The 26740-nt window shown below is 35.9% G+C and carries 14 protein-coding genes and 1 pseudogene; 11 read left to right on the top strand and 4 right to left on the bottom strand.

The annotated features are described in order from the left end of the window. Positions 1–2506: 2506 nt before the first annotated feature. The 7 genes from F6K54_RS15185 to hrcA all read left to right on the top strand — a co-directional run bounded on the left by F6K54_RS15185 (position 2507) and on the right by hrcA (position 15304). The gene (locus tag F6K54_RS15185; RefSeq protein ID WP_293078845.1) at positions 2507–3661 is read left to right on the top strand and encodes a response regulator; all 1155 of its coding nucleotides are present in this window, start codon (positions 2507–2509) and stop codon (positions 3659–3661) included. 75 nt (positions 3662–3736) lie between these two features. Then, the gene (locus F6K54_RS15180) at positions 3737–4102 is read left to right on the top strand and encodes a response regulator transcription factor (RefSeq protein WP_293078843.1); all 366 of its coding nucleotides are present in this window, start codon (positions 3737–3739) and stop codon (positions 4100–4102) included. Between the two features lie 252 nt (positions 4103–4354). Beyond that, the gene (locus F6K54_RS15175; protein WP_293078841.1) at positions 4355–4840 is read left to right on the top strand and encodes a chemotaxis protein CheW; all 486 of its coding nucleotides are present in this window, start codon (positions 4355–4357) and stop codon (positions 4838–4840) included. Positions 4841–5195: 355 nt separating this feature from the next. Next, on the top strand, positions 5196–9098 hold the full coding sequence (locus tag F6K54_RS15170) for a GAF domain-containing protein (protein WP_293078839.1): 3903 nt from the start codon (positions 5196–5198) through the stop codon (positions 9096–9098). A 192-nt stretch (positions 9099–9290) separates the two neighbouring features. Then, a complete protein-coding gene (locus F6K54_RS15165) occupies positions 9291–12194 on the top strand; it encodes a response regulator (RefSeq protein ID WP_293078838.1) in 2904 nt (967 codons plus the stop codon). Between the two features lie 1225 nt (positions 12195–13419). Continuing rightward, positions 13420–13782 carry a rhodanese-like domain-containing protein gene (locus F6K54_RS15160; protein ID WP_293078836.1) on the top strand — a complete coding sequence of 121 codons (363 nt, stop codon included), beginning with the start codon at positions 13420–13422 and terminating at the stop codon, positions 13780–13782. Positions 13783–14203: 421 nt separating this feature from the next. Next, on the top strand, positions 14204–15304 hold the full coding sequence (hrcA, locus tag F6K54_RS15155; protein WP_366558142.1) for a heat-inducible transcriptional repressor HrcA: 1101 nt from the start codon (positions 14204–14206) through the stop codon (positions 15302–15304). Here the strand turns inward: hrcA and F6K54_RS15150 are convergent. The 3 genes from F6K54_RS15150 to F6K54_RS15140 are packed head-to-tail and all read right to left on the bottom strand — an operon-like array spanning position 15301 to position 18712. Further along, positions 15301–15447: a hypothetical protein gene (locus tag F6K54_RS15150; protein WP_293078832.1), complete on the bottom strand. Its 147-nt coding sequence runs from the start codon at positions 15445–15447 to the stop codon at positions 15301–15303. The two genes, hrcA and F6K54_RS15150, sit on opposite strands and share 4 nt — an antisense overlap. Further along, on the bottom strand, positions 15438–18089 hold the full coding sequence (locus F6K54_RS15145; RefSeq protein ID WP_293078830.1) for a CHAT domain-containing protein: 2652 nt from the start codon (positions 18087–18089) through the stop codon (positions 15438–15440). Before F6K54_RS15145 ends, F6K54_RS15150 begins: the two co-directional genes overlap by 10 nt. A 44-nt stretch (positions 18090–18133) precedes the next feature. Next, entirely contained in the window at positions 18134–18712 is a 579-nt protein-coding gene (locus F6K54_RS15140; protein ID WP_293078847.1) for a Uma2 family endonuclease, read from the bottom strand. A gap of 1295 nt (positions 18713–20007) precedes the next feature. Here F6K54_RS15140 and F6K54_RS15135 point away from each other — a divergent pair. The 4 genes and pseudogenes from F6K54_RS15135 (at position 20008) to F6K54_RS15120 (ending at position 23064) form a co-directional block, all read left to right on the top strand. Further along, positions 20008–20451: a hypothetical protein gene (locus tag F6K54_RS15135; RefSeq protein WP_293078828.1), complete on the top strand. Its 444-nt coding sequence runs from the start codon at positions 20008–20010 to the stop codon at positions 20449–20451. Between the two features lie 14 nt (positions 20452–20465). Further along, positions 20466–21512 carry a hypothetical protein gene (locus F6K54_RS15130; RefSeq protein ID WP_293078826.1) on the top strand — a complete coding sequence of 349 codons (1047 nt, stop codon included), beginning with the start codon at positions 20466–20468 and terminating at the stop codon, positions 21510–21512. 18 nt (positions 21513–21530) lie between these two features. Beyond that, positions 21531–22511, top strand: a complete 981-nt coding sequence (locus F6K54_RS15125) for a hypothetical protein (RefSeq protein ID WP_293078824.1) — start codon at positions 21531–21533, stop codon at positions 22509–22511. 44 nt (positions 22512–22555) lie between these two features. After that, a pseudogene (locus tag F6K54_RS15120) lies at positions 22556–23064 on the top strand (IS1 family transposase). 190 nt (positions 23065–23254) lie between these two features. Here F6K54_RS15120 and F6K54_RS15115 read toward each other — a convergent pair. Next, positions 23255–24952, bottom strand: a complete 1698-nt coding sequence (locus tag F6K54_RS15115; RefSeq protein WP_293078822.1) for a ShlB/FhaC/HecB family hemolysin secretion/activation protein — start codon at positions 24950–24952, stop codon at positions 23255–23257. Positions 24953–26740: the final 1788 nt, after the last annotated feature.

The raw sequence follows: 26740 nt of genomic DNA, 5'->3' as shown, positions 1-26740 counted from the left end.
TTTCTGAGGTTTTCTCAGAATGTAAGATGCACTCAAGACAGTCAGAAGTCAGAAGTGATATTTTAGGTACTTAAAACCTCTACCATAGAGTAATTTCAGTTTATTATTTTACCGAATAATTAATCATTAATCATTATTAGACATCTCCAGAAAAGAGGGAGTAGGGAGTAGGGAGTAGGGAGTAGGGGTAAATAATTGATAATTTCTTTGGGATAATTGATTTTATTTTTTATTATTGGAGATGTCTATTAATTAAATAATTCAGCTTACTCTGCCTCCCCTTGGCTGCGCCGCGAGCTGTCGCTCTACAAGGGGAAAATAAAGAAATAATATTTCCTTATGTTCAATTCCGTAACGGTTTTAACCAGAGGTAATTATCCATTATCAATTATCCATTATCAATTAATGAATTCATCAGTTACCAACTATTTGTGACATTTTTTAAGTGAATTGGTATTAAAAAGTACTTTAATAAAAGAAGGCAGAATGTAGATGGTAGATGGAACAATTGGTTGGGGTTTTATACCCCAATTGTAGCCCCCCCCAGTGAAGCTATCCCTTACCCATAACTCCTGAAACCCTTGTGCGGACGGGGAGACACGGAGAGGGGGAGACACGGAGAAAAAATCATAGTATTTAAGTAAAAATACTTAAAAATTCAAAATAAATGTGCTTTTTCATACATTTTTCTCCCAAAAAAGCCGAACTAAGACTTACCCATAATTTGTCAGTTTTGTCAAGTTTTATGTTAAGAAATATGTGGGTAAAGCATAGCCCAGTGAAGGTGGGGTTTTATACCCTTGCTCCCTGTTCCCTAAGACCATAAACGTAAGTACCTCATAACAACGGGAAGTGCTGTATATATATCCTAACTTCTGAAAAGACAATATACGAGAAACTCATAGTGCACAAAAATGTTCATGTGGCGATCGCTTCCTACAATTCATATCATAAGTAGGGCTTGCTGATTAAATCTAAAAGTCTTTACAGATAAAGGTAAGTGCCTTTTGGGGCCTTTAAAAAGTGCCTGGTATCACGTCTAAAACCCTCAAAAAGTTAGTATTTTAGGCGTATAGTTGGTCAGAAAAATCCCAAATTGACAATTCTTACTCCTACCTCCTCTAAGTACTCATTTCTCCTGTATCCTGTCTCCTGTCTTCCCCTCCCCTCCTGGGAGGGGCTAGGGGTGGGTTGTCTCCTACCCTCACCCATAATACTTTTTCAGCAAGTCCTAAGTATTAATTTAACTGAATTTGTTTCGAGGTCTAAGAACTTAAGATTTCTGAGAGGTTTATTAATTTTTTAAATTTTTAATTACTAATTATAGCAAAGCTTTTATAGTTTGTAAATATATGTAAAGCGAACGTCAAAAATATTGACCACATAGTAAATGTACTTAGATTTATATAGTGTAGAATGATCTATATAGCAATCAGGAATCAGTTGTGATAATTGAGATGTTCCTTAAAAGTGTAGGTAAGCACTCAGCTATTAGCTGTCAGCTAGCCTCCTCCGGAGGAACTGCGTTAACAGCAAAAAGACTCTCTTATATAGGACAGTGTTTAAATTAATAACTGACTTTAAGGGCAAGGGAGCCAACTTTTGTAGTAAGACAATTAATAAAGCTTTTATCCTAAATTCAAAGCAATAGCTAATAGCTGATAACGCAGTTCCTCCGGTAGGAGGCTGGCTGACTGCTGAATGCTTACAAGTGTAGAATATAGCAATTATTATATTCATATGATAGGTTTTTTTCTTCTTCTCTGTTCCCTGTTCCCAGATCCGGTTTTCCCTAAAAGTTTTCAATATCTCACAACTCAAATCCTATTGCTATATATATGATAATAAATATCAATCAACGTAAGTATTCAGCTATTAGCAGTCAGCTATCAGCAATAAAATCTCAACCTTAAGGAGAAGGTTTATAATGAATATAGACTTGAAAATTTGCTTTTGTAGTAAGTAAGATTTAATTCTGAATAACCAAGCTTTTATCAAAAAATCAAAGTAATAGCTGATAGCTGTTAACGTTTGCGTAGCATGACCTAGGAAAGTTCCGACCATAGGAGGCTAGCTGACGGCTGAATGCTTACCAATCAACTATAAACTATGGTGCATTTTTAGTCACTTATTTTAAGAACATTAATCAATTAATTGGTTAAATCATATTAATTTACCAATCGAAATAACATAGCTTTACTGTTTAGATATTTATTATAATTATCTAATTTATTCTATGAACCAAAATGGAAAAATACTGAATTTTAATACAAAAAATACAATAAAATATTGTAAAAATGTATGAAATAATGATGTTCTGTTCAAATATTAAGTATCGTAATATAATATAATTAACAGAAAGAAAAATTAAAATAATTTTATTGTATTGTAATTTTCTTTAGAAAAAAAACTAATCTATAAAGTCAAGCAGATGGCCACAAGTGATGTTTTCAAATATTCACAACTCGAATAGCGAGCGAGTTTTCATATTGAACCCTTAAGATTCATGTCTGCAAACAACAAAATCATCAAAATCATCAAATTAGCACAAGAAATAGACATCCTTAGTCAAAACATGGCAACCGGCAACCTATTATTAAATAGCCATGGTAAAGAAGGAAAACTTTATATATTTTATGGTAGATTACTCTATACTACAAGTAACTTTCATAGAGTGAGGCGTTGGCAAAGAGCAATAGAATTGCACTGTCCTAAATGGAACCCCATAACTTCACAACTATCAGATCGAGAAAAACCTTGGGAATATCTTCTACTATATGACGGAATAACAAGAAATCAAATTACTCTTTCTCAGGGTAAAAAAGTCATTCGTACTGTTACTTTAGAAATATTATTTTCCTTTAGTATTTACACAGATTTAACACGCCAGTGGGAATCTAGCCTCAATAAAAAATCAGAATTATCTTTAGGTTTAGCTCTATGTTATAGAGAACTAGAAGAAATTTTTAGTAAAATTACTAAAATGCAAAAGTTATGGGAAAAAGCAGGTTTTGATAGTCTTAATCCTAATCTTGTTCCTGTAATGAAAAAACCTGTTAAACCAGAAGCTCTATCTGGTTGGGGTAAATACTTACAGGGCGACTTAACTCTATGGGATATTGCCTATCAACTCAGAAAATCAGTATTAGCTGTAACTAAAACTTTACTTCCTTTAGTTAAAAAAGGATTACTTCAATTAAAAACAGTACCAGATTTACCAACATCACCTATAAAATCAGATTTAACAACAGCTAATGAGGGAAATAATGTAGACAAAACTGCGTCCAAAAAACAATTATTAATTGTTTGTATTGATGATAGTCCAGTAGTTGCTGAAACATTAAAGAGAATTGTAAAACCTGCCGGTTATAAATTTATCAGTATACAAGATCCAATTAGAGGATTTGTAAAAATAGCAGAACATAAGCCAGATTTAATTTTTCTTGACCTAGAAATGCCTCATGCCAACGGTTATACTGTCTATCAATTTTTACGCAAAGCACCAGCATTTGAAAACATACCAGTAATCATTTGTACCAGTCGAAATAATTTGATAGAGCGGAGTAGAGCTAAATTAATAGGAGCAGCTGACTTTTTGAGTAAGCCTCCTAAACCGGAAGAAGTCTTAAAAATGATCCAAAAACATTTGCCTAATATTTAAAATTAAAGTGGCAAACAAAAAATTTATTGTATTCATAAATTTTTGGACAAATATTAAATAAAAAGTAGTAAAATTATGAAAGCAAGTATATTAATCGTAGAAGATAGCCCAACTGAAGCTAGCATTTTGACTGAATGTCTACAAAAGTCAGGATTTGATGTATTGAGTGTAAACACAGCAGAAGCAGCTAAAGCTTTGTTAAATCAAAAAACTTTTGACGCAATTTTAACAGATGTGGTATTACCTGGCCAAAGCGGTTATGGACTTTGTCGGGAACTAAAAAGTCAGGAAAATACAGCTCATATACCAATTATTATTTGTTCTAGTAAATCAGGAAAAATAGACCAAAAATGGGGGATGAAGCAAGGTGCATCTGCTTATGTTACAAAACCAATTAATCGAGAAGAAGTTGTAGCAACATTAAGACGATTAGTTGTTTAAAAGTAAGCAGTCAGCTATCAGCAGCTTTATTACCTCTAGCAGACAATTTAAGCTCGTTGCTCTTGTGCTTCAATTCTTTGTTTAAAATTGTAGTAGAAGTTAAGCAAATACTTGGTTCATTCATTAAAAAACTGTTTGCGCAGCATGATCTAGGAAGAGCTGACTACTAATAGCTGTTTGTGCAGCATTGTCCAGTAAATTCTTAGGTAAAAAAAAATAAATTTTTATGACTAAAGTCTTCACTTAAAGTCAATGCAAAAACAACAATTATTCCGTAGCACACAATATTTATATATAGAAGTTAATCAGAGCTTACAAACTATACTATCTACTGATGACTTAGATGAAGTTATTACCTTAGACTACCAAAAAATCTTACAAATACCAGGTATGCCAACTGCAGTTGCAGGAGTTTTTCAGTGGCATGGCGAGATTATGTGGTTAATTGATATTGCTTATTTGATGGGATTTAATCCTTTACTATCTACTGGATACAATCAAGAAAAATTTCGGGTAGTAAAAGTCAAATATAAAGGTAAGTATCTAGGTATTTTAGTACAAAAAGTAGGTGAGTTGATAAATGTTGAGACTACAAATATTACCCTGGTGAAACAAAAAAAAGTTAATTCTCCTATAGCAAAATTTATCAAGGGAACTTGTACAAACTCAGCGGGAAAAAAAATGATGATTGTAGATATTGAAAAAATTATTCAATATTTAGAAAAAGCAGAGAAATAACAAATCAAATAAAAAATTGAACAACAGCCGTTAAATAATTAGTAATTCTCGATAATTAAGACTACTAAAATTATGACTAAAAAATAAGGTCTTAAGCCTCCCCTTTCAAGGGGATGAAAAAGCGGTCGTTTTGCTGGCGCACAACTTCGTTAACGGCTGTCGCCGACATGTTTGCGTAGCATGACCTAGGAAAAAGCGCAGCGCACCCGTTGGGTGGGATGGGGAGGGGACCTCGCCATATCCAATCGACCAAGAGAAAATAAAGTTCAATATTTCAAGCCTCTGACTTTCCTGCGGAATGCTGCACAAACAGGCAGAGGTACTGATAACCGATAACTGATAACTGATAACTGAAATGACACAGACAAATTTTAGAAAAACCAACCAATCAGAAAATAGAACGCCAAATGCAACAAAAAATTACTATAACAAATCTGAGCAAGAAACTATACAGAGTCAAGCAAATAATGAATCATTAGCCATTATTCCAGTAGAGGTGTGGCAGCCGGATAATAGTCAAAAAAGATTAGGAATTAAAGCAAAAACTAATGCTTTAGCAGAAGATTTAGCTGCATTACGGTCTAATATAGATGTCAGAATTAATCAACTTCAATCATTAATAGAAACAGAAGGAGCAGCAGCGGAACGAGCAGAATTATTAAACGAAATTACTTCCCATATTCGGGAATCTCTCAACTTAAAAGACATCTTTAAAACAGTAGTAGAAGATGCTAGAAGTGCCCTACAAACAGATAGAGTAGTAGTTTATCAATTTGATAAAAATTGGAAAGGTACAGTTATTGCAGAATCAGTGGATAGTAACTGGCCACAAGCCCTGGGGGCAGAAATAGCCGACCCCTGCTTTGCAGACCGTTATGTGGAGTCTTATCAAAAAGGCCGGGTAAAAGCAACTGCTGATATCTATGAAGCAGGATTAACAGAATGTCATATTAGCCAACTAGAAACCTTTGCTGTTAGAGCTAACTTAGTTGCTCCCATTGTTGCCAACGGAAAATTATTAGGCTTATTAATTGCCCATCATTGTTCTGAACCACGACAATGGATAGAATCAGAAATCGAATTTTTTCAGCAACTCGCTACTCAGCTAGGCTATGCTGTTGACCAAGCTCTACTACTAACAAAACAAAAAGCAGCTACCCAACAAGCCCAAAGACTGAATCACATCAATGTCCAGATTCGTAAGTCTCCAGATATTCAAGAAATTCTGACTATTTCCGTTGAAGAAACTCGCGAAGCTCTTGGTTGTGAGAGAGTAGTAATATACGAATTTGATAGCCAGTGGAAAGGCAAAGTTATTGCAGAATCAGTGGATAGCAATTGGCCACAAGCTCTAGGAGCAGAAATAGCTGACCCTTGCTTTGCCGATCGCTACGTTAAACCTTATGAAAGGGGGCGGGTTAAAGCTACAGAAAATATTTACGAAGCTGGGTTAACAGAATGCCATATTAATCAACTCGAACCCTTTGAAGTAAAAGCTAACTTAGTTGCTCCCGTAGTGGTAGAACAAAAACTCATAGGTCTATTAATTGGCCATCAATGCACAGGGCCTAGAGCTTGGACAGAATTAGAAATTGACTTAATTCGCAAGGTGGCTGTTCAGGTGGGTTATGCTCTAGAACAAGCATACCTGTTGCAAAAACAACAAGCCGCTGCCAAGCAAGCTAGATTTTTAAATGAGATTGGTATTAAAATCCGGAATTCCCAGAGGAGTGAAGATATTTTTGATACGATTGTGGAAGAAGCCCGTAGTGCATTACAAGCAGACCGCGTCATACTTTATCAATTTGATGCTGACTGGATTGGTACAGTTGTAGCTGAGTCGGTAGATAAAGCCTGGCCTCAAGCCTTTGGTAAAAAAATATCTGAGCCTTGCTTTAAAAAAAATTATCTCAAATCATATCTGCGAGGGCGGGTTAGCACGATAGAGAATATTGATGAGGCTGGGTTAGGGGAGTGTCATGTAGGGCTTTTAGAACCTTTTGCTGTTAAAGCTAATATTGTTGCTCCCATCATCGCCGAACAAAAACTTCATGGTTTGCTGATTGTACATCAATGTTCTGGACCTCGTAAGTGGGAGGAATCAGAGGTTGATTTTACTAAACAGTTGGCTACTCAGGTGGGTTTTGCCCTCGACCAAGTAACATTATTGCAACAGCAACAAGCGGCTACAAAACAAGCCATTGCTCTCAATCAAATCAGCTCCAATATTCGTAAATCTCTTAGCCCTCAAGATATCTTGAATACTACAGTGGAGGATATGCAGGAAGCTATTCAAGCAGACCGGGTTATAGTTTATGAGTTCGACCCTCAGTGGCAAGGTACAGTAGTAGCAGAATCAGTAACAGTGGGATTTCCAGAAGCATTAGGAGCTGAAATTGTAGACCCATGCTTTGCTCAAGGTTATGTTAAGCCATATCTGAAAGGGAGAGTTAAACCAACTAATGATATCCGTGAAGCTGGATTCACAGAATGCCATATTAAACAGTTAGAAAAGTTCAAAGTTAAGGCAAATTTAGTTGCTCCCATTGTCACAGATAAAAAGTTATATGGTTTATTAATCGCTCATCAATGTTCTGCTCCTCGTAACTGGGAAGCATTAGAAATTGACTTAATTAAGCAAGTAGCTATTCAAGTTGGTTACGCACTAGACCAAGCATTTTTGCTACAGCAACAACAAGAAGCAACTCAACAAGCTCGGTTACTCAGTGAAATTAGTTCCCGCATTCGGGAATCTCTAGAATTGGAAAAAATCTTCCAAACTACTGTAGAAGAATCATTGTTACTGATGAAAGCTGACCGTATTGTTATATATCGTTTCGATGACAACTGGGAAGGTAAAATTATTTCTGAGTCAGTCAGACCTAATTGGTCAAAAATTGCAGAGGTGGAAACAGAAGTTCCCTGTTTCCCGACTGAGTATGTAGAACCCTATCGTCAAGGTAGAGTACAAGTCACAGCAGATATTAACAAGGCAAATTTAACAGACTGTCACCGAGAACAGTTGGAAAAATGGCAGGTAAAAGCAAATGTGGTAGTGCCAATCTTGGTTGGTCAAAAACTTTATGGTTTATTGGGCGCTCATCAATGTTCTGGTACAAGACAATGGCAAGATTCAGAGGTGGAAGTTTTCAAACAACTGGCTTTACAAGTGGGTTCGACTCTGGAACAAGCTCTCCTATTAGAACAGGTAATTCAGGCTCGGAAAACGGCAGAAAATATCTCTGAGGAACAACAAAAGGGGAAAGAGTTATTAGAAAGTCAGATAGAAACTTTTTTGACAGAAATAGAAAATTCTTTTGATGGAGATTTGACAGTACGAGCTAATGTAACAGCAGGTGTAATGGGGACTGTAGCTGACTTTTTTAATGCCGCGATTGAAAATTTACAGCAGTTGGCACTAAAGGTGAAGTCAGCAACAAATATTGTGAGTTCAACAACTGAAGGTAACAATGCTGAAATTGAAAAGTTGTCCGGTGAAGCTCATCGCCAAGCAGAAGCGATCGCTAATGCTCTTGGGCAAATTCAGGTAATGACAAATGCGGTCAAAACAGTAGCTGCTAATGCTCAACAAGCGGAAGCTAAGGTGCAGCAAGCAAATCAGATTCTGCAAACCAGTGATGCTGCAATGAACCGTAGTGTGGAGGGAATTGTGGTAATTCAGAAAACAGTGGAGGCAACTGCCCGAAAGGTGAAAAATTTAGGGGAAACTTCTAAGAAAATTTCACGGGTGCTGAGTTTGATTAATGATTTGGCAAATCAAACAAATATTTTGGCGTTGAATGCTTCGGTGGAGGCAACTAGGGCAGGGAAAGATGACCAAGGTTTTGCTACGGTTGCTAGTGAGGTACGTTCGCTGGCAGAACAGTCAGCTAGTGCTACTCAAGAAATAGAACAAATTGTTGAGGAGATGCAATCTGGCACTAGCGAGGTTGTTAAAGCAATGGTAGTAGGGCGTAAGCGGGTAATGGTGGGAACTCAGTTGGTTAAGGGAGCGCGGCAAACTCTGACTGATTTATTGGATGTGAGTGGACAAATAAGTGAGTTGGTAGAGGAGATTACTTTGTCTGCTACTACTCAAGCTGATACTTCTAGTAAGTTGTCAGAAACAATGCAGGATGTGGCAGCGATCGCTAATCAAACTTCTGAACAGTCTATGACTGTTACAGAGTCTTTTTCTAAGTTACTAGGAGTAGCAGGAGATTTAGAGAAGAGTGTGGCAGAGTTTAAAGTCAATTAATAATTAATAATTAATAATTAATAATTAATAATGGCTTTGTTGCATGAATGTTGCGATGGCAAAGGCACTAGATACAGGGTTTTTGTGCGTTACGCTAGCGCTAACGCACCCTACCAATAGCCTTCTCCCCCGCTCCCCTACTCCCCCGCTCCCCTACTCCCTACTCCCCTACTCCCTACTCCCCTATTCCCTATGATAGAAACTGACGATCGAGCCTACGAATTTTTTGTAGAAGAAGCTACAGAATTACTACAGACTCTTGAAGAAGGATTAATCAATATCTCTCAAGAGCATAAGATCCAAAAGCTACATCAACTAATGCGGGCAGCTCACTCTATTAAAGGTGGTGCTGCTTGTATTGGTTTAACAGGAATTCAAAAAATTGCTCACAATTTAGAAAATAGTATTAGAGCACTTTATCAAGAAAATACTGTTTTTGACCTAGACTTAGAAAATTTACTCCTGCAAGCTTTTGACTGCTTGCGATCGCCTACTTTAAAACAAATTGAAACAGGTAAGTACGACCAAAAGAATTCTATGCTTAAGGCCAAGCAAGTTTTTAAGCAGATAGAAAAGAAACTGGGGCATTCTTTAGAAGAAGCAGCAGAATTTCCCGAAGTTTCTATGGATGAGGGTGATATGACAAAATTTCTGTTTACAGAAGAAATACCCTCTGGTTTGCATCGTTGGGAGAATTTATTGGCTGGAAAGAATAGCTCCGACAGTGGTTTATCCATTAAAGAGGAACTAAAGAGACAAGCTGAAGTATTTGCAACTTTAGGGACAATGCTCAATTTGTCCGGCTTTACTTCTATTGCTCAAGCTACTATCAAAGCTTTGGAAGTAAATCCAAAATACATCAAAAAAATTGCTACACTAGCTCTAGCAGATTTCTGGGCAGGGCAAAAAGCAGTATTAGCAGGCGATCGCTCTCAAGGTGGAAAGCCACATCCTACATTGGTCAAACTTACAAAACCACTAAAATCTCGAAAGGTAGAAACTACTGCTAAGAGGAAACAAGTTAATCAACCAACTCAACCAGTAAAAGCTGTTGCCCCTAAAAAATCTGAGGTTGCAGTAGAAACAGAAATAAACAACAATCTTCAGAACAAAAATCATGTCAAAACACCTAATGTTGAAATTACATCAGTAAATATTTCTCAAGAACAAGTTTCTGCACCGGGAGTTGCTAATCAAAATAAACAAATTCAGCAAGAGCAAATTATTTCTACATCCCCATCTTCTTTAGGTGTCAGAATAGATATCAAGCGTCTGGAAATTCTAAATAATTTGCTAGGAGAATTAGCCACTCAAGATAATAGTTTTATTCTCCAAAATGAACAAGCTCAAGCTGCAATAGGAACCTTAGAAAAAGGGTGGCAAAAATTTCATCAGTTAATGATGAAACTTCAAGATATTAATGCTTTTCCAGAGCAACTAAATAAATCCCTTAATGCTCAGAATAATCAACTAGCATATCTAGTAAATATACTACCAAATCTATTAGAAGAAATTGCTCAAGTAGGCGAAGCAGTTAATGATATTAAACTACTACATCAGCAAAGCCAACAAATTGTAAAAAAAAGACAACAAACCTTACAACAAATACAAAATAATATCACAAAAACTCGAATGTTACCTGTGGAATCATTATTGAATCGATTTCCCAGAATGATTAGAGATTTATCAGTAAAAAAGCAAAAACAGGTCAAACTCGAATTAGTGGGGATGAATACTCTAATTGATAAAGCAGTCTTAGAGAAATTGTACGACCCTATAGTTCATATAGTCAGAAATGCTTTCGATCATGGTATTGAACCCCCAGAAATCAGAGAAAGTAATGGTAAATCGAAAGCAGGACAAATCACTATTAAATCTTATTATCAAGGGAATTATACTTATATAGAAATTCAAGATGATGGTCGAGGTATAGATGTTAATAAAATTAGACAGCTAGCTATAGAAAAGAAAATTTATTCTGCCACTGAAGCTGCTAAATTATCCACTAAACAAGTATACAAATTATTATTTTATCCTGATTTTTCAACTACAAAAAAAGTGAGCGATATCTCAGGAAGAGGCATGGGATTAGAATCAGTTTACAGTCAAATAGAATCATTGAAAGGAAATATTACTATTCAATCCCAACTTCGTAAAGGAACAAAATTTATTCTGAGACTGCCATGGACTTTAACCATTACAAAATTATTAGTTTTTCGCATAGAGGGAAATTTATTTGCAATTCCTTTAGATATTTTAGCAGCCATCATATATGTTAATCCTAGTGAAATAAAGGTCGAGGGCAGGGAAAAAGTATATTATTGGAAAGGCAAAAAGGTATCTATAGCACCATCAATTTTATTTAATTGTAATTATCCTGTAGCTTCAGGAATTATTCAACAAGAACCTATTGAATCTTCTTGGAAAAATTCTTATACAAAAAACTCTCAAGGGAAAGTCATGTTGCTATTAATATCTGAAGATTCCGATACAATTGCTATCAAAATTGAGCAAATATTAATGGAGCAAAACTTAACTATTAAACCTTTTAGCAATATCTTAACAGCAGCATCATATTTATATGGTTGTGCAATTTTAGGAGATGGGAGTTTAGTACCAGTTATTGATGGGATTCAATTATTAGAAAAAACATTACATACAGAACAATTTAATAGCAAAAAATTGCCCAAAAATACCTCTAATTTTCAACAGTATCCTATTTCTAAACTAGCAACTATTTTAGTGATTGATGATTCTCTAACTACTCGCCAAGCTATTTCCAGTACTTTACAAAAAGCAGGGTATGATGTTGTACAAGCTAAAGATGGATGGCAAGGGTTAGTACAACTACAGCAACATACTCAGATTCAAGCTGTTATTTGTGATGTAGAAATGCCAGAAATGAATGGTTTTGAATTCCTCAGTCGTTGTCGTAAACAATATTCTATGGCAGAAATGCCTGTATTAATGCTAACATCTCGTAGTAGTCAGCCTTATCATATATTAGCTAAACAATTAGGTGCAAATGACTATTTAACTAAGCCTTATTTAGACCAAGAATTAATCAATAGTTTACAAAGCTGCTTACAGGTTTAGGGAATAATTAATAATTAATAATTAATAATTAATAATTAATAATTAATAATTAATAATTAATAATTAGGGCTTGCTGATTAAATCTAAAAGTCTTTACAGATAAAAGTTTTAGCCTTTTTAAGTATCAAAAAGTGCGGGGTTTTAGGTGGTAATGGTTCAAAAATTTAGGATTTTGGGCAAGAGTTGGGCAGAAAATTCTAGGAACAATTCTTACTCCTACTTCCTCTATAATTCCCATTTATCCTGACTCCTGACTCCTGACTCCTGACTCCTAACCTCACTCATCATACTTTTTTAGCAAACCCTAATTATAGCAACATGATTTTAGTTGTGAGATATTGGATATTTTTGTTTTCGGGAATAGGGAATAGGGAAAAAACAATATATAAGAATAAGAAAACTGCTATATTTTATGCTTTAAAGGAAAAACTCAATTCTCACATCTTACTCCTGATTGCTATAACAATTAATAATTAACAATTAACAATTACCTCTCCTTGAAAAGAAGAGGATTGACTCATATCATGTCCGGTTGAATAATTAGACTTTAGTGGAAGGAAGGCAGAAGGCAGCTATGCTGGAGGCAGAAGGTTTTCTTCCATTGTCACCTTAATTTTATACACGCTCCGATGCTACCGGACATGATATCAAAGGAAAAATTTTTCTTGTTTCTCCTTGAAAGGAGAGGCTTTAAACTTTAATTATATCAAATCCGCTCGGGTTCGGTATAAAAAAATTTTCATCTTCACCTAAAGAGCAAATCTTTCTAAATTCTCTTTTCTCCTGACTCCTGAGTTCTGACTCCTGACTCCTAGATTAACTATCTAATTACACCAATGCTACCGGATCTGATATTATTCGGTAAAATTTCTAATAATGCTAAATGTTTACAGCACTGTTTCAGATTGACAGAAACGGGCAAGATGCCCATTCCACAATTAAGCTTGAAAACTTTATATGTAGGGGATAATGCCATTCGCCCTCACTTGATTTAGTGTCCGTGCATAAGTCCTGATTGATAAACCACAGGGAATAGTAATAGGGAGTAGGCGGATTTGATATAACCTAATATCTAATCAAAAATAAACAACCAAAATCATCAAGAATTTTTCTTCTTGACTAAAGTAAAATAAAATGATAAAATATATAGCTAAAATTATAGTAGTTTTAAAAAGCTTTCTATAACTCGGCTGTCAATACAAAGTCATTAACTCTGCTCTCTAAAATGTCACAACAATCTTCCGAAACGCCTTTACTGGATATTACTGTCCAAGAACTAGCAGAGCGCTTAAAAGATGGTGTTCCTGAAAATTTACAATTAGTTGATGTTCGGGAAGATCCAGAAGTAGAAATAGCTTCTATTCAAGGTTTTAAAGTTTTATCTTTAAGTAAATTTTCTGAATGGTCAGACCAAATTCATGTCCATTTAGACCATGAGAAAGAAACTTTAGTCTTGTGCCATCATGGTATGCGTTCAGCCCAAATGTGTCAATGGCTGAAGAGCCAGGGTTTTACAAATGTAAAAAATATTGTTGGTGGTATAGATGCCTACTCAGTCGTAGTAGATAAAAATATACCTCGCTATTAGTTCAGAATTCGGAACTTTCAGCTTTTGGTAGAATTTAGTTAGGGCTTGCTGATTAAATATCACGCGCATTGACTGATATTGCTTTCAGCCTTTTTTGGCCTTTAAAAAGTGCAAGGTTTTTGGCTGTTTTTGCCTCAAAATGCTAATACTTTTCCCCTGAGTATCAAAAAAATTGGCCGTAGCAGATAGTCTAAACTGTTCCCAGTTAAGTGTTCCCTGTTCCCTATCATCACAGTCAGACTTTTTAGCGCAAACCCTAGTTACCGAATAATTATTGAGGTTTAAAGCCTCTCATTTAAAGGAGAAACAAGAAAAAATTTTCCTTTGAGTCAATCCTTTCCTTAAAAAAAAGAGATAATAATTAATAATTAATAATTAATTATTAATTGTTGAACCATATACTCTCTCTACGTCCATGTCACTGCAAGTTAATCTTAGCAACCGTCATCAACATATATTATGGGCAACAGTTCGTCATTATATTGCAACGGCAGAACCAGTTGGCTCCAAATCTTTAGCAGAAGAGTACAATCTTAGTGTTAGTCCAGCGACAATTCGCAATGGGATGAGCTTTCTGGAAAAAATAGGACTTTTATATCAACCTCATACTTCTGCTGGAAGAATTCCTTCTGACTCAGGCTACCGAATATATGTTGACCAATTGATGAAACCTTCAGAAAATCTGGCTTTTGAAGTTGAAGAACTTTTACAAAAACAATTGAATTTGCCAGAAAGTCGTCTAGAGGCCCTACTTCAAGGATCGGCTCAAATTTTGGCTACTCTAAGTGGTTATATTACTCTAGTGACAATGCCCCAAGCTGCTACCGCTAAGTTACGACATCTACAACTTGTACAAGTGGAAGCAGAAAAAATCATGTTAATTGTGGTGACAAATACCTATGAAACTCAGTCTCTGATGATGGACTTGAGAGCTGTAAATCAGAAAAAATATGCCAAAAATTTACCAGATAATTCTGTACTGCCTGATCCAGAAGATATTGATAGAGAGTTACAAATATTATCAAATTTTTTGAATGGCCAACTACGAGGACGAGCAATAGGAGAATTATCTTCATTAGATTGGACAGAACTAGACCGGGAGTTTGAGAAGTATGCTGAGTCAATCAAAAATCTGTTGGAAAATTTAGCTCTGCGTTGTCAGACACCAGAGTACACTAGAATTCTGATTAGTGGTATAGCAGAGGTATTGCGTTTACCAGAATTCTCTAAACTGCAACAGGTTCAAACTATTATTCAACTATTAGAAGAGGAACAGGAGCAGTTGTGGCCTTTAATATTTGAAGCCCCTAGTACAGATAAGCAGGTGACAGTCAGAATAGGTTCAGAAAATCCTCTAGAACCCATTCAAGGTTGCGCCCTAATTTCTGCAACTTATGGGAATGGGACAACTCCACTGGGAAGTGTAGGAGTTTTGGGGCCAACTAGAATGGTTTATGAGAATGCGATCGCCATAGTTAAATCTACAGCAGATTTTCTCTCAGAAGCCATCGGAGGAAGTTAGAAGTCAAAAGTCAAATAACTTCTAACTTCTAACTTATAACTTATAACTTTTGACTTCTTCTTCCTTCTTCCTTCTTCCTTTCTATTAACTTCTAACTTTTGACTTTTGACTTTTGACTTTTGACTTTTGACTTCTATAACCAATTCCCAATCAAAACAAAAGTTGACCAGAAGTAGGGATGCTCAAATTCTGAATTTACCTCCCTTGCTTGAGCGTCTCGTAAAATTTTTCGTTGCGCTCGACGCAAAGCTTCTGCTTTCGTAATTTTTGGGTCGATCAACTGTTCATATAAATTTTTCATCAGCACAGCAGTTGCTTCATCACTCACATACCACAGACTAGCAATAGTACTTCTTGCCCCTGCTCTGACTGCAACTCCCGCTAACCCTAATGTTGCTCGATCGTCCCCAGTGGCAGTACGACAAGCACTCAAAACTAATAACTCTACAGGACGCGTTTGTTGAACGCCAGATTTAATCATACTTCGTAACTCTTCAACATTAATCCTATCATCCCAGGTAAGAATAAAAGTATCTTCAACATTAGAACTAAATTCGCCATGGGTTGCAATGTGAATTACTTGATAAGGAGTATCAGCGACTTCCGTATTAGCTTCCTTTTCTGTAAACGATTCATTTAGTAAAATCTCACTAGAAGCTTCAGCTTGAATATCCTCTAATTCTTGTCTCACATTTGGCAGTGGTGGAAAACCTTGACGACTTTCAGTTATTCCCATACCCAGTACTTCTAGTTTCTTTCGTGCTAGTGGTTTAGGATCGATTAATTCTAGACTAGGAGCGATCGCCACATTATAGTTCTCAATTACATATTTTTGACCATCATAAAGACTAGCTAAAGGAATACTTCGCAACCTTCCTTCTAATACAAATACTAAGGTTTCTATCTTATTATCTCGCAACAGCTCTTCAGCAGGATAAATTAGCCATTGATAAATTTCTGTAGCAGGTTCCAAATAATTTTCAATAAAAATTCGCTTTTGCGGAAATGTGAGAGCTTGTAGCATAGTTTCAACTTTTGAGTTTACTTCCGCTCTTGATATCTTAGTGCTGTAATAAACCAAAGGTTTTTCTGGTATAGCTAATATTACTGCCAAGCGATCGCGTAAAACAATTGTATAAAAAATAGCTGCATTTTTGTCTACGCGGTCTACTTCTACAGGTTTGGCATCTAAACAAGAATTACGAAAAAAATTATCTAGTTCAGCTAACTGCAAAGCTTCAATTACTTGTCGTGCTCGTTTTAAATTTTTTTGACTAATATCTTTTTTTCCAGGTGTGGCAGGTTGTAAAAGTAACTCTACTAATTCACGATAAATAGGTTCTACACTATCCCTAAAATCAAACTTTAATTCTGAACTAATAGCAACTATATCACTCCGTAAAGCTTGGAGACTTTTTACTGATTGAGAATAAGCTACTATCGCCTCGTTTTTATTTCCTGTAACTGTTAAAATCCTACCTAATTGCCATTCCCACTGATAAACAATATCAGTAGCATTAATACCTTGAGCCAAAATCAAAGCTTTTTCTGTTAACTCTCTAGCCTCATTCCATTGCTGATTATGTTCATATAAAGTTCCCAAAGTTCCTAAACCATAAGATTCTGCTCTTGCATCTCCTAAGTTTCTTGCTTGTTGTACTGCTATCACTAAGTAATCAGCAATTTTTGCTGGTGGATATAATGGTTTATTATTGCCATTTGCTAACACTTCTTTTCTGAATTCTATTAAATTCTGAGCTAGATTAATTCTGGCATAAATACCTGGTTGAGAAACAGATAATTGATTTAACGAATCATCTATATTTGTCACTAATTCTTTAGCCGTTAATTCTTGCTTTTGGTTGATAACAAGATTTAACTGATTGAGCATTGCTTGAATTTTAATTTCTACTATAAGTGATTCCTCAATAGCTCGTTTATAGAATAAATTAGCAGCTTGGGGATTATCTAAAAGGATTGCTGTATTACCTAAACTCATCCATATTATCGCAATTTCTTCTGTTGCCTGTAATTTTTCTGCTATTATTAAACTAGACTCTAAAACTTTTTGAGATTCTGATAGTTGACCTATTCCTCGAAGTACATCACCCAAACTTTGTAATGCTTTTGCTTTAACTATTGTATCTGGTTGTTCCTCTAGATTTTGTTTAGCTCTTGTTAACTGTTTAAATGCTTGAGAATATAAACCCAAAGCTTGTAAAGCCTGAGCTTGATTAATTCCACTACGAGTAAATCCTAAAAAATCACCAATTTTTTCATAAATTTGACTAGCTTCTTTCCAAGTATCTAAAGCTGCTTCTGCTTGACCAATAGATAATTCTAATTGACCTTTTACTTCTAGAACACTAGCTGTAATTTTTTTTGTTTTTTGAGTGTTTGATATTTGTTGAATTAAATTTAAACAATTATTCAAGGCAATTTCAGTATCTTGCCATTTTCCTAGTTTTAGATAAACTAAACCTAAATTTCTTAGCGCTCTGATTTGACTATAATTATCTCCTTGAGTAGCATAATTATTAATAGCTACTTCTAACAGAGGTATACTTGCAGAAAAATCTCCTTTTTCAAAAAGTTTTTGTGCTTGTAGTTCTAAATTACTAGCTGATGCGGTCGGTGCTTGAGTTAGTATATTCCTATTTATTTGACTGGTTGTGACTCGATTATTACTCAGGTATATAGCCTGAACTTGTTTAGTTTGAATACCTAGAATTAAGGTAGAAGGCAGAAGAAAAAATGCAGAAGAAAAAATGCAGATTTTAAGCATATATTTAACCCAAAATAAATTCAGCATAAAACCCTATTATTGCTCTAAATTTCAAAGTACCGAGATAAACTTAAATTAAATCTGGGTAAAACATTTTCACCAGACAACTTTGTAGGAAGATTACGCACTTCCACATCTTGCTCTGGGCGATAAATTTCTACCTGCTGGTCTTGGGGATTAATCAACCACCCCAACAACACCCCTGCATCCATATATTCCTCCATTTTAGAACGCAATATTTTTAAATTATCAGTTGCTGACCTTAATTCCATGACAAAATCTGGTGCGATGGGGGGAAATTTACGCCTTTGTTCTACAGTAAGAACTTCCCAGCGTTCTCGGCGAATCCAAGCTGCATCTGGAGAGCGGTCACTACCATTAGGTAACTTAAATATAGTTGAAGAACTGAATGTATAACCCAGACCAGTTTGTCTATTCCAGATTCCCAAATCAATAATTAAGTCAGCTTCTCTATTGCCACTTTCACCTCCAACAGGGGACATAATAATTAATTCTCCCTTAGTATTACGTTCAAATTGTAATTCGCGGTTATTTTGACATATTTTGTAGAACTGTTCGTCACTTAGTTTAACGGTGTCTAAATTTAATGTTAAAAAACTCATAATCTGAATCTGCATAAATGTTATTATACCAAATCTCAAAAGTATTGCTACATCTCCTTGAGAGTAGGGAGTATGGTTAAAATACATAATAAATCGGGTGCATCTCAATGCGTGAATAAAGCCAAAAAGTTATTGCTTTTAGGGAACACCGGAGCTGGGAACAGGGAACAGGGAATATATAGGAAAAAAGTATTTTTGCAAATATGAGATGCACCCAATAAATCTTGGTTTAATGCCGAGAATCATTACAAATATTACTGAACCATTATTATTACTTAGGGTTTGCGTATGGAAAGTATGAGTGGTAGGGGTAGGAGACAGGAGACAGGAGACAGGAGACAGGAGAAATGGAAATTATAGAGGAGGTAGTCGTAAAAATTGTAAGAGTTATTTTTCTGCCATAATCATCCCAAAATACTAGCTTTTTGAGCTTGAGCGACCGAAAAGCTTGCACTTTTTAAAGGCAAAAAAAGGCTGAAACCAATATCAGTCAATGCTTTGATATTTAATAAGCAAGCCCTACTTAATAACTGAAGTATTCATGAAGTATAGCATTATTTTTGGGAATTGGTATTACTGATTATATTATGCCGTTTTAAGCATTTAGCCGTCAGCTAGTCTCTTACAGAGTAACTGCGTTATCAGCTATAAGCTTCATTAATTTCAAAAGCTTCTGTAATTAATTTTAGAGATAATTTTCTATCATTTCCCCCTTTTTTTTTATATTTACCTAATTATTAATTATTAATTATTAATTATTAAATAATTCTGGTTTAAAGCCTCCCCTTTTAAGGGAAAAAAAAGAAAAGTTTTAGTCGTCATTCTGACCCAAAAACATTGATTATATATGATGACAACCTTAACGCTGCACAGTCTGAAATGTCTGATTTATTGGAGGAATTTTAAATAAAAATGTTAGTATCTGGACAGTAAAAAGTTTTTGTATTCATAAAACAGTTGGTTTTATGTGACAAAATGCTCCAGATTCGACTGTCTCGTAAATGGTGATCGAGCATTTAGGAATTTTGTCAAAATTAGCTCTGACCTAACTTTTGGCTAAAATATACTCCCTCTGTTCAGCAAGTGTCATTAGAACTATCTGTTCACTTGGATAACTGTTAGAAGGTAAAGTACGAAACCAACGGGGAAAGTCCTTCCAGATAATTATGGGCATCTCTAAACTTAGCACTTGGACAATAGCTAGGGCTATAGCGATACAATAACTAATTATCCGGATTCTATATAATTTGTTAAGCAATGAGAATAAAAGTAAAGCATTCTTCATAGGAGGATTTATGGTTGAGCCAGTAACAACTTTAACAGCTAGTGCAATTGCCTCCTTGGCATTCCAAAAATTCCTTGAATCTGGTGCCGGAGAGCTGGCCAAAAAGTTCACCACAGATGCGATAGCCAAAATGGATATATTGCTCAAGCGGATATGGACTAAGCTCCGGGATAAGCCTCGCATTGAAAAAGTTAAAGCTTCCATCCAAGAGAACCACAAAATTACCTCTGAGCAGGTCAATCAAATCGCGGCCTATTTGCAGGTAGCGATAGATGAAGACCCCCAGTTTGCCACCGAAATCCGTACGCTAGCGCAGGAAATCAATTCCGGCAAGCTTATTGACCAGAGCCACATGACACAAGAAATCTACGACCAGGCTAAGGGATGGCAGACCAAGGTGGTAGGAGGGACTGCCTACATTGGGGAAATTCACATCCAGGGAAAAAACGATTAAGCAGGGGGGGAGAAATGGCTGACCCGATTGCCTACCTGTGTGAGATCATTGCTGAGAAACTGCGGGATGAACCGGAGGTATCTCTGACTGCATTAGTGGCCTATGTCAAAACAGAGATCGCAGAGAATCCTGAGTTGGTAGTCAAGTTGAAGACCGATCAGCGTATGCGACAAATCAACCGTGATGAAGTAAGTGCTCACCAAACCCTTGTCGAGAATGGGATTGCCAATATTGGCATTCACTACCATCTCTCTGAGACTGAGAAGTTTGAGACTGCTTTAGAAACTGTAATAAAACAAATTCAGACATTTGAGACACAGGCGGTTGATTGTCAACCCTATTTAAGGGATCGGGAAAATACTAGAAGACAGTTCCGTGAAAAGATTATGGAACTAGAGAATCGCAAAAAAAATCTTCCAAGCAAAAGTTATTACTACTTTTATGTCTCGCTTGATAAAATTGAGAAGCTTGCGGCACGAGAAGTCGCTACAGAAAATCAGCTTGATTCTACCGTTCAAAGGACTGTTTTGAATACTTCCACTAGCCAAGGTAAAACTGAAGAATATCGATCGCGTTGTAACCGATTGGAAGATTTAATATCCCGTTTTACAGATGATGATCAAATCCAAAACTTGACAGATAAACAGTTGATTAGAGATCGGGACTTACGCAAAGGTACTATATATAGATTAAAAAAACAATTGTGCAATAGCTTTAAACGCTATATATATGGTATCTCCGTAAGTCATGTAGATATAAAGCCAGGATGGGGGTATGCAGAAATCCACCTCAAGAGAAAGAAGGAAACTAGCAGTATACTTAACCTTCAAGGTCATTTAGGTGACATTGAATTTCTTTTTTCATGCTCAGAAAAGTTTTTCTTTGACTACGATCCAAATCTAGAAAAACTTAATACTACATCTACAAATCACTTGTTTTTGAAAGGGCTGACTAGCTATCAGTTCCGAACTCACTTTTTCATACTTTCAGTTGATAGAAAGCGGAAAGTTGTATTTTGTAGCCCTATTTATTTAGCCTTACCTAAAGGCATATTAAACTAATGAGATGGAGGAAAACTGATGCCCGATCCTGAAATTATTAATAAACTGGAAGGCTTAACTTACAATAAAGCAAATGTAAAAATCATCGGAGGTCTGGCCGGAGAGGGCAAAGAATTCGTTGTATTCAACGCCATAAATCTTTCCTCTGATAGCAAAGTTGTTATACACTTTTACCAATCAAATCCAATGTTTCTTCTCAATGAGGTAGATTTTGATTTTTTGCCTGATTCTGGTAACTTCTCTGAGAGAATTAATCGACACGAAGCTATTATGACTAAGTTACTTCTAGCTTGTGAGCGAGAACACCCAGGTTTATTTTTTTTGCACATGAAGTTTATTTATGCTCGCATTCTTTTAGAGTTATGTCGGGATTTCGAGGTATATCAGACTGTTGTGCAAAATACTACAAATATGGTTTTTCAAAATGAAGAGTTTGTAGAGTTCTCTAAAATAACTCTAAATCGTATAACGAATTCGTTGTCAAATCAGTCATTACCATTAGAGTTAGATGATTGGGAATATCGAATTCGTCGTAAAGAAAGTTTTTTAACAGAAGTAATTCAATTCCTAGAGAAAGAACAAAAGCTGCATTTTTTTAACCCGAACACACCTACATCACTATTAGCATTAGTTTTTAGCGAAGGTTTCTTTGGTACAATTCCAAAAGATGAGAATAATAATGAAGACAGTTTTTTTGGTGATTTAACTAGTGATTCTCCATCAAAAGTGATAGCTGAAGATCGACTTAAGGAGTTCCTTGATGATTTGGAATATCGAGAAATCATCCCCAATCTAACTGAAGAAATAGATAAACTTAAAATTACTCTTGCAAAATCTCAAGATATGTTAACTATTGACGCATTTTATGAGGACGAGTGGCTTAAAAATCTAGGTTATGATTTTTTACCTCGCTACCGTGCAGGTCGTAATACTTTATTACGCGGTTTACCCCGATTCCTGAGAACTATTAATGCTCATGTAAATTCGGGGTTTGAGTAGTTGATTGGGTGTTGCACAATAGAGAATGATATTCTAGAATTTTATTGAGAAATGGATTTCCTTATTGCCAAAGCCATAAAGTAGTGAAAAATCGTCATCGTCAGGGAAAACAGAGTTATCTGTGCCGTGACTGTGGCCGTCAATTGCCTCCTAACGGAGGAGCTACGCTTTCGAGAAAGTCCCTCTCCTGCAGGTTATAGTTCTGATGTTAAAGAGCTTTGTGTAAAAATGTCCCTTAATGGTATGGGATTCCGATACAATATTATGGCAGATGATTCACGGTTGGGCCTGTTTTCTCTACATTACAGATGGATACAAGGTGTATCCTTGCTTAATTGACGATTGCGTTCGCGTTAGCGCTGCGGAGCACTATCACCTAGTAAGCAAAACAGCGATGACGAGAGTAGAAGGAGAAAACTGCCGTCTAAGACACTATCTAGCTAGGTTACATCGTAAAACTTTGTGCTACTCCAAGTCCATTGATATGCTGTATAGATCAATTCGGCTGCTGATCTATTATTTGAAACATCGGCAAATTCTTCAATTCTCATAATCATTCGTCACTGTGCAACGCCATAATATCTCCTTATCTTCAATCCTCTCGGTTTTAACCAGAGGTAATTATCCATTATCCATTATCCATTATCCATTAATGAATCCTTCTTTATTATACCAAATCAGGTTATCAAAATTCTCTCTAACCCTTCTATTTTCAGCCCTGTACCTTCTCCCTTAATAAATAACTAAAAAGCCCTATATCTAATATAAAAATATATACCATCTTCCTGTAATGAATCTCCATTTGTCTCTATATCTACAAAAGGAATTCCCCAATCTAATTGAGCCGAAAAACGAGTTCCTACTTGAATTCTTAAACCCACACCTACAGAAGATAGAGTTTCCTCTGTCAACTCAACATCATTACTATTCCAAACAGTGCCAAAATCAACAAAAGGAGTTAATTGTAAAGTAGCATCCCACTCTCGTACCCGGAGAATAGGAAACCGAAACTCACTAGAAATAAACAAACCATTATCACCAAGTAAAGCATCTTGACGATATCCTCTCACACTTAATCCACCTCCCAAGCTAAACTGTTCTTGGGGAAATAAACTTCTAGGTGCTAATTGAATATCTGACCTAATTAAAAAAACTGTATCTGGTGCAAATAAACGTAAATATTGTGCTTGTCCCCGCCAAGAAAAATATCTCCCATCTGGAGCTTGATCATTAACTGTAGCATCAAAAGCATTTATTCCTAGAGAAAATTCTGACCGTGCCACAAATACATCATTAGTACTCCTAGAAGTATATTCCTGAAAAAAACGAACTGAAGAAATTCTAATTTCCCCATCATCTTCCGCACCTGAATCTAAAGCTGAAAAAGGTGTACCATTAAGAGTAGTTTTTGATTCATCTACAGAACCCGTAAAACCTAGAGCAATTTCTTTACTAAGAGTTTGATAAATAGGTTGGCGAACACTTACCTCATAAGTGCGAGAATTTGTTTCGAGGTCTATATCTACTTCATCAACATCAAAAAATTCTTCAAGAATTTGACTACTGGTGCGACGATGACGGAAACTAATAGTTCCATTTTTAGAATTAATGGGGATAGTATAACTAAAGTCATCAAGAGTATCACTACCATCTGTATTGTAATAAGTCGCATTCAGGCGATCGCCAAACCCAGTCAAATTACTATGAGAAAGTTGAACTTGGCGACGAACAGTACCCACACTAGGAGAACGTAAATTATCAGCAGAAAGTTGAGCCAAAAAAGCAGGTGCTTCTTCCACCTCAATCTCTAACCTACTCAAACCAGGGCGAGAACCTGCCGTTAAATTAGCAGATAATCTCTCAACTAAAGGATCAAGCTGAAGTAACTGTAAAGATTGAAATAAATCATCTTGATTTAAAGGGGTTTTAATACCAGATTCAATTCGACTGCGAATATAGCCAGAATTAAGTCTTTTTAACCCCGAAATTTCAATTGCTTCAACTATCCCTTCTATCACTTCTATTGTAACTGTACCATCTTGCAAAGTTTGTGGGGGAATAAATGCCCCAGAAGTCACATATCCTCGGTCGAAATATAGCTGAGTTACTGCTGTTTGTGCTTGTAATAATTCGGCAAAAGAAATAGGACGACTTGTAAAAGGTTCAAGAATTTCCGCCAACTCTGTAGAACTAAAAACTGTACTACCAACAACTACAAATTGGGTTACTGTAATTTGACCTGGAATTTGCAGAGGAGGTGACTCAGGAGATAGAGATGGTGTTGGTGGAGGTTGGAGTAAATCATCTGGTGGAGGTAATGGTTCTACTTGTGGTACGGGTTGAGGGTTAGGGTTAACTGGCCTAGGAGTTGTTTGAGCAATAGCAGGTTCAGAAGTAGAAATATAAGATAAAGAAATAAGAATTATTATCCAGACAATCATAACTTTTTTTTAAGGTTGAGGTACTGCCTGAGCAAATAATAAAATTTGGTCATCGAAATAATAAAATTTTTTTTATAGTGTCCTTTCATTTCAACGTTGGTTGGAGATCCGCGCTCTTCATCCTCCCTAGCCCCTCTTTGAAAGCTATGTTTTATAAACATCTTTCTTAACATAAAAATTGACAAAATAGACAAATTATGCATAAGTACTTAAAAGGTTTTTGTGAGAGAAAAAGTGTATTAATAAAGTACATTTTTTTTGATAACTTAAGTAGTTTTTCCTATCTACTATGATTCTTTCCTCCCTTTTCTCCTGCTCCCTACTCCCCTTCCCCCCACAATACTTTCAGGAGTTCCTGATCAGGGATAGCTTTGAAAGGGGGAAAGAAAAGGCAGGGCTGTTTCAAAGTATTGTAAATCAACGATTTAGGAATAACGGAAGATTAGAGGATAGTGGAACAGTTAAATTTACCAAAATTTGCCGATTTTTCAACCAATAAGCGTCGTTAAGCTCTGACTAAATATTTGGTCTAATTAGGGCTTGCTGAATAAGTCTTTTTGCTAAGATAGGGAGTAGGGAGTAGGGAGTAGGGAGTAGGGAGTAGGGAGTAGGGAGTAGGGAGTAGTGAAGAGTGAAGAGTCAAGAGTCAAGAGGAATCAGGGGTTGTAGAAGACATACAAAGGAAAAATTATCCCAGGCCCAAGTATACCCAATTCTTACCCAAATACTCAATTTTTGAGCATTCTTAGGGGAGTTCAGGGGTACTTTTTCACTACCTCAAAAGCCTAAAACCAATATCAGTAAAGACTTTTATATTTAATCAGCAAACCCTAATTAGCTTAAATGACAAAAATTCGTTAATTGACCTTCAAGGATAATTGAGAAATTTGATGTGAATCCTGACGTATTTTGGCAAAATTTCCTATTTATATCATGTCCGGATAAGAGCGTGATAAAAAAACTTTCTCCTTCTTTTCTTCTTTCTTCCCTTCTGAATTCTGAATTCAGAATTGCAGAATTGCTGAATTCTGAGTAGTTTATTTGTAACTGTTCAACCGGACATGATATTAGGGCTTGCTGAATAAATATGAAAGCTTTGACTGATATTGGTAAGTGCCTTTTTAGGTCTGAAATACCTTGGTTTTCAGCTCTTGATGCTCAAAAAGTTAGGATTTTGGACATTTCGAGGGGCAGAAAATCAAGGGATGATATTTTGACGACCTGTTCTATAATACCAAGCGTGATAAATGTTTGCTACAAATAGCTAGGGTATTTCTTAGAATCCAGCAATTCTGCAATCCAGAATTCGTATGGGGATATATTTAATGCAATTTTTGATGTTTTAAGCTATCTTTTTCGTCAAATAGACTTTATTCAAAAGTTTATTTATGACTCTTATTATTCGTAACATTCTTTTTTCAAAATGGTATAATTCCCATTTCTCCTGGATTGCAGGATTGCTGGATTCTGGCTCCTGCCCTCACCACTCATATTTTTGAGCGCAAACCCTATTGATATGCAACGCCGTATATTTGATGGTTAGCTTCAATAGGGAGGAAAAATTGGCGTTGGTGAATCAAACTATGAATTAATATCATGTCCGGATAATACCAAGCGTGATAAATGTTTGCTACAAATAGCTAGGGTATTTCTTAGAATCAAGCAATTCTGCAATCCAGAATTCGTATGGGGATATATTTAATGCAATTTTTGATGTTTTAAGCTATCTTTTTCGTCAAATAGACTTTATTCAAAAGTTTATTTATGACTCTTATTATTCGTAACATT

Origin of the sequence: Okeania sp. SIO3B5, assembly GCF_010692555.1 — a bacterium.
Classification (GTDB): Bacteria; Cyanobacteriota; Cyanobacteriia; order Cyanobacteriales; family Microcoleaceae; genus Okeania.
Note: the sequence above shows the minus strand (reverse complement) of the source record. Positions and strands in the feature narration are given on the sequence as shown.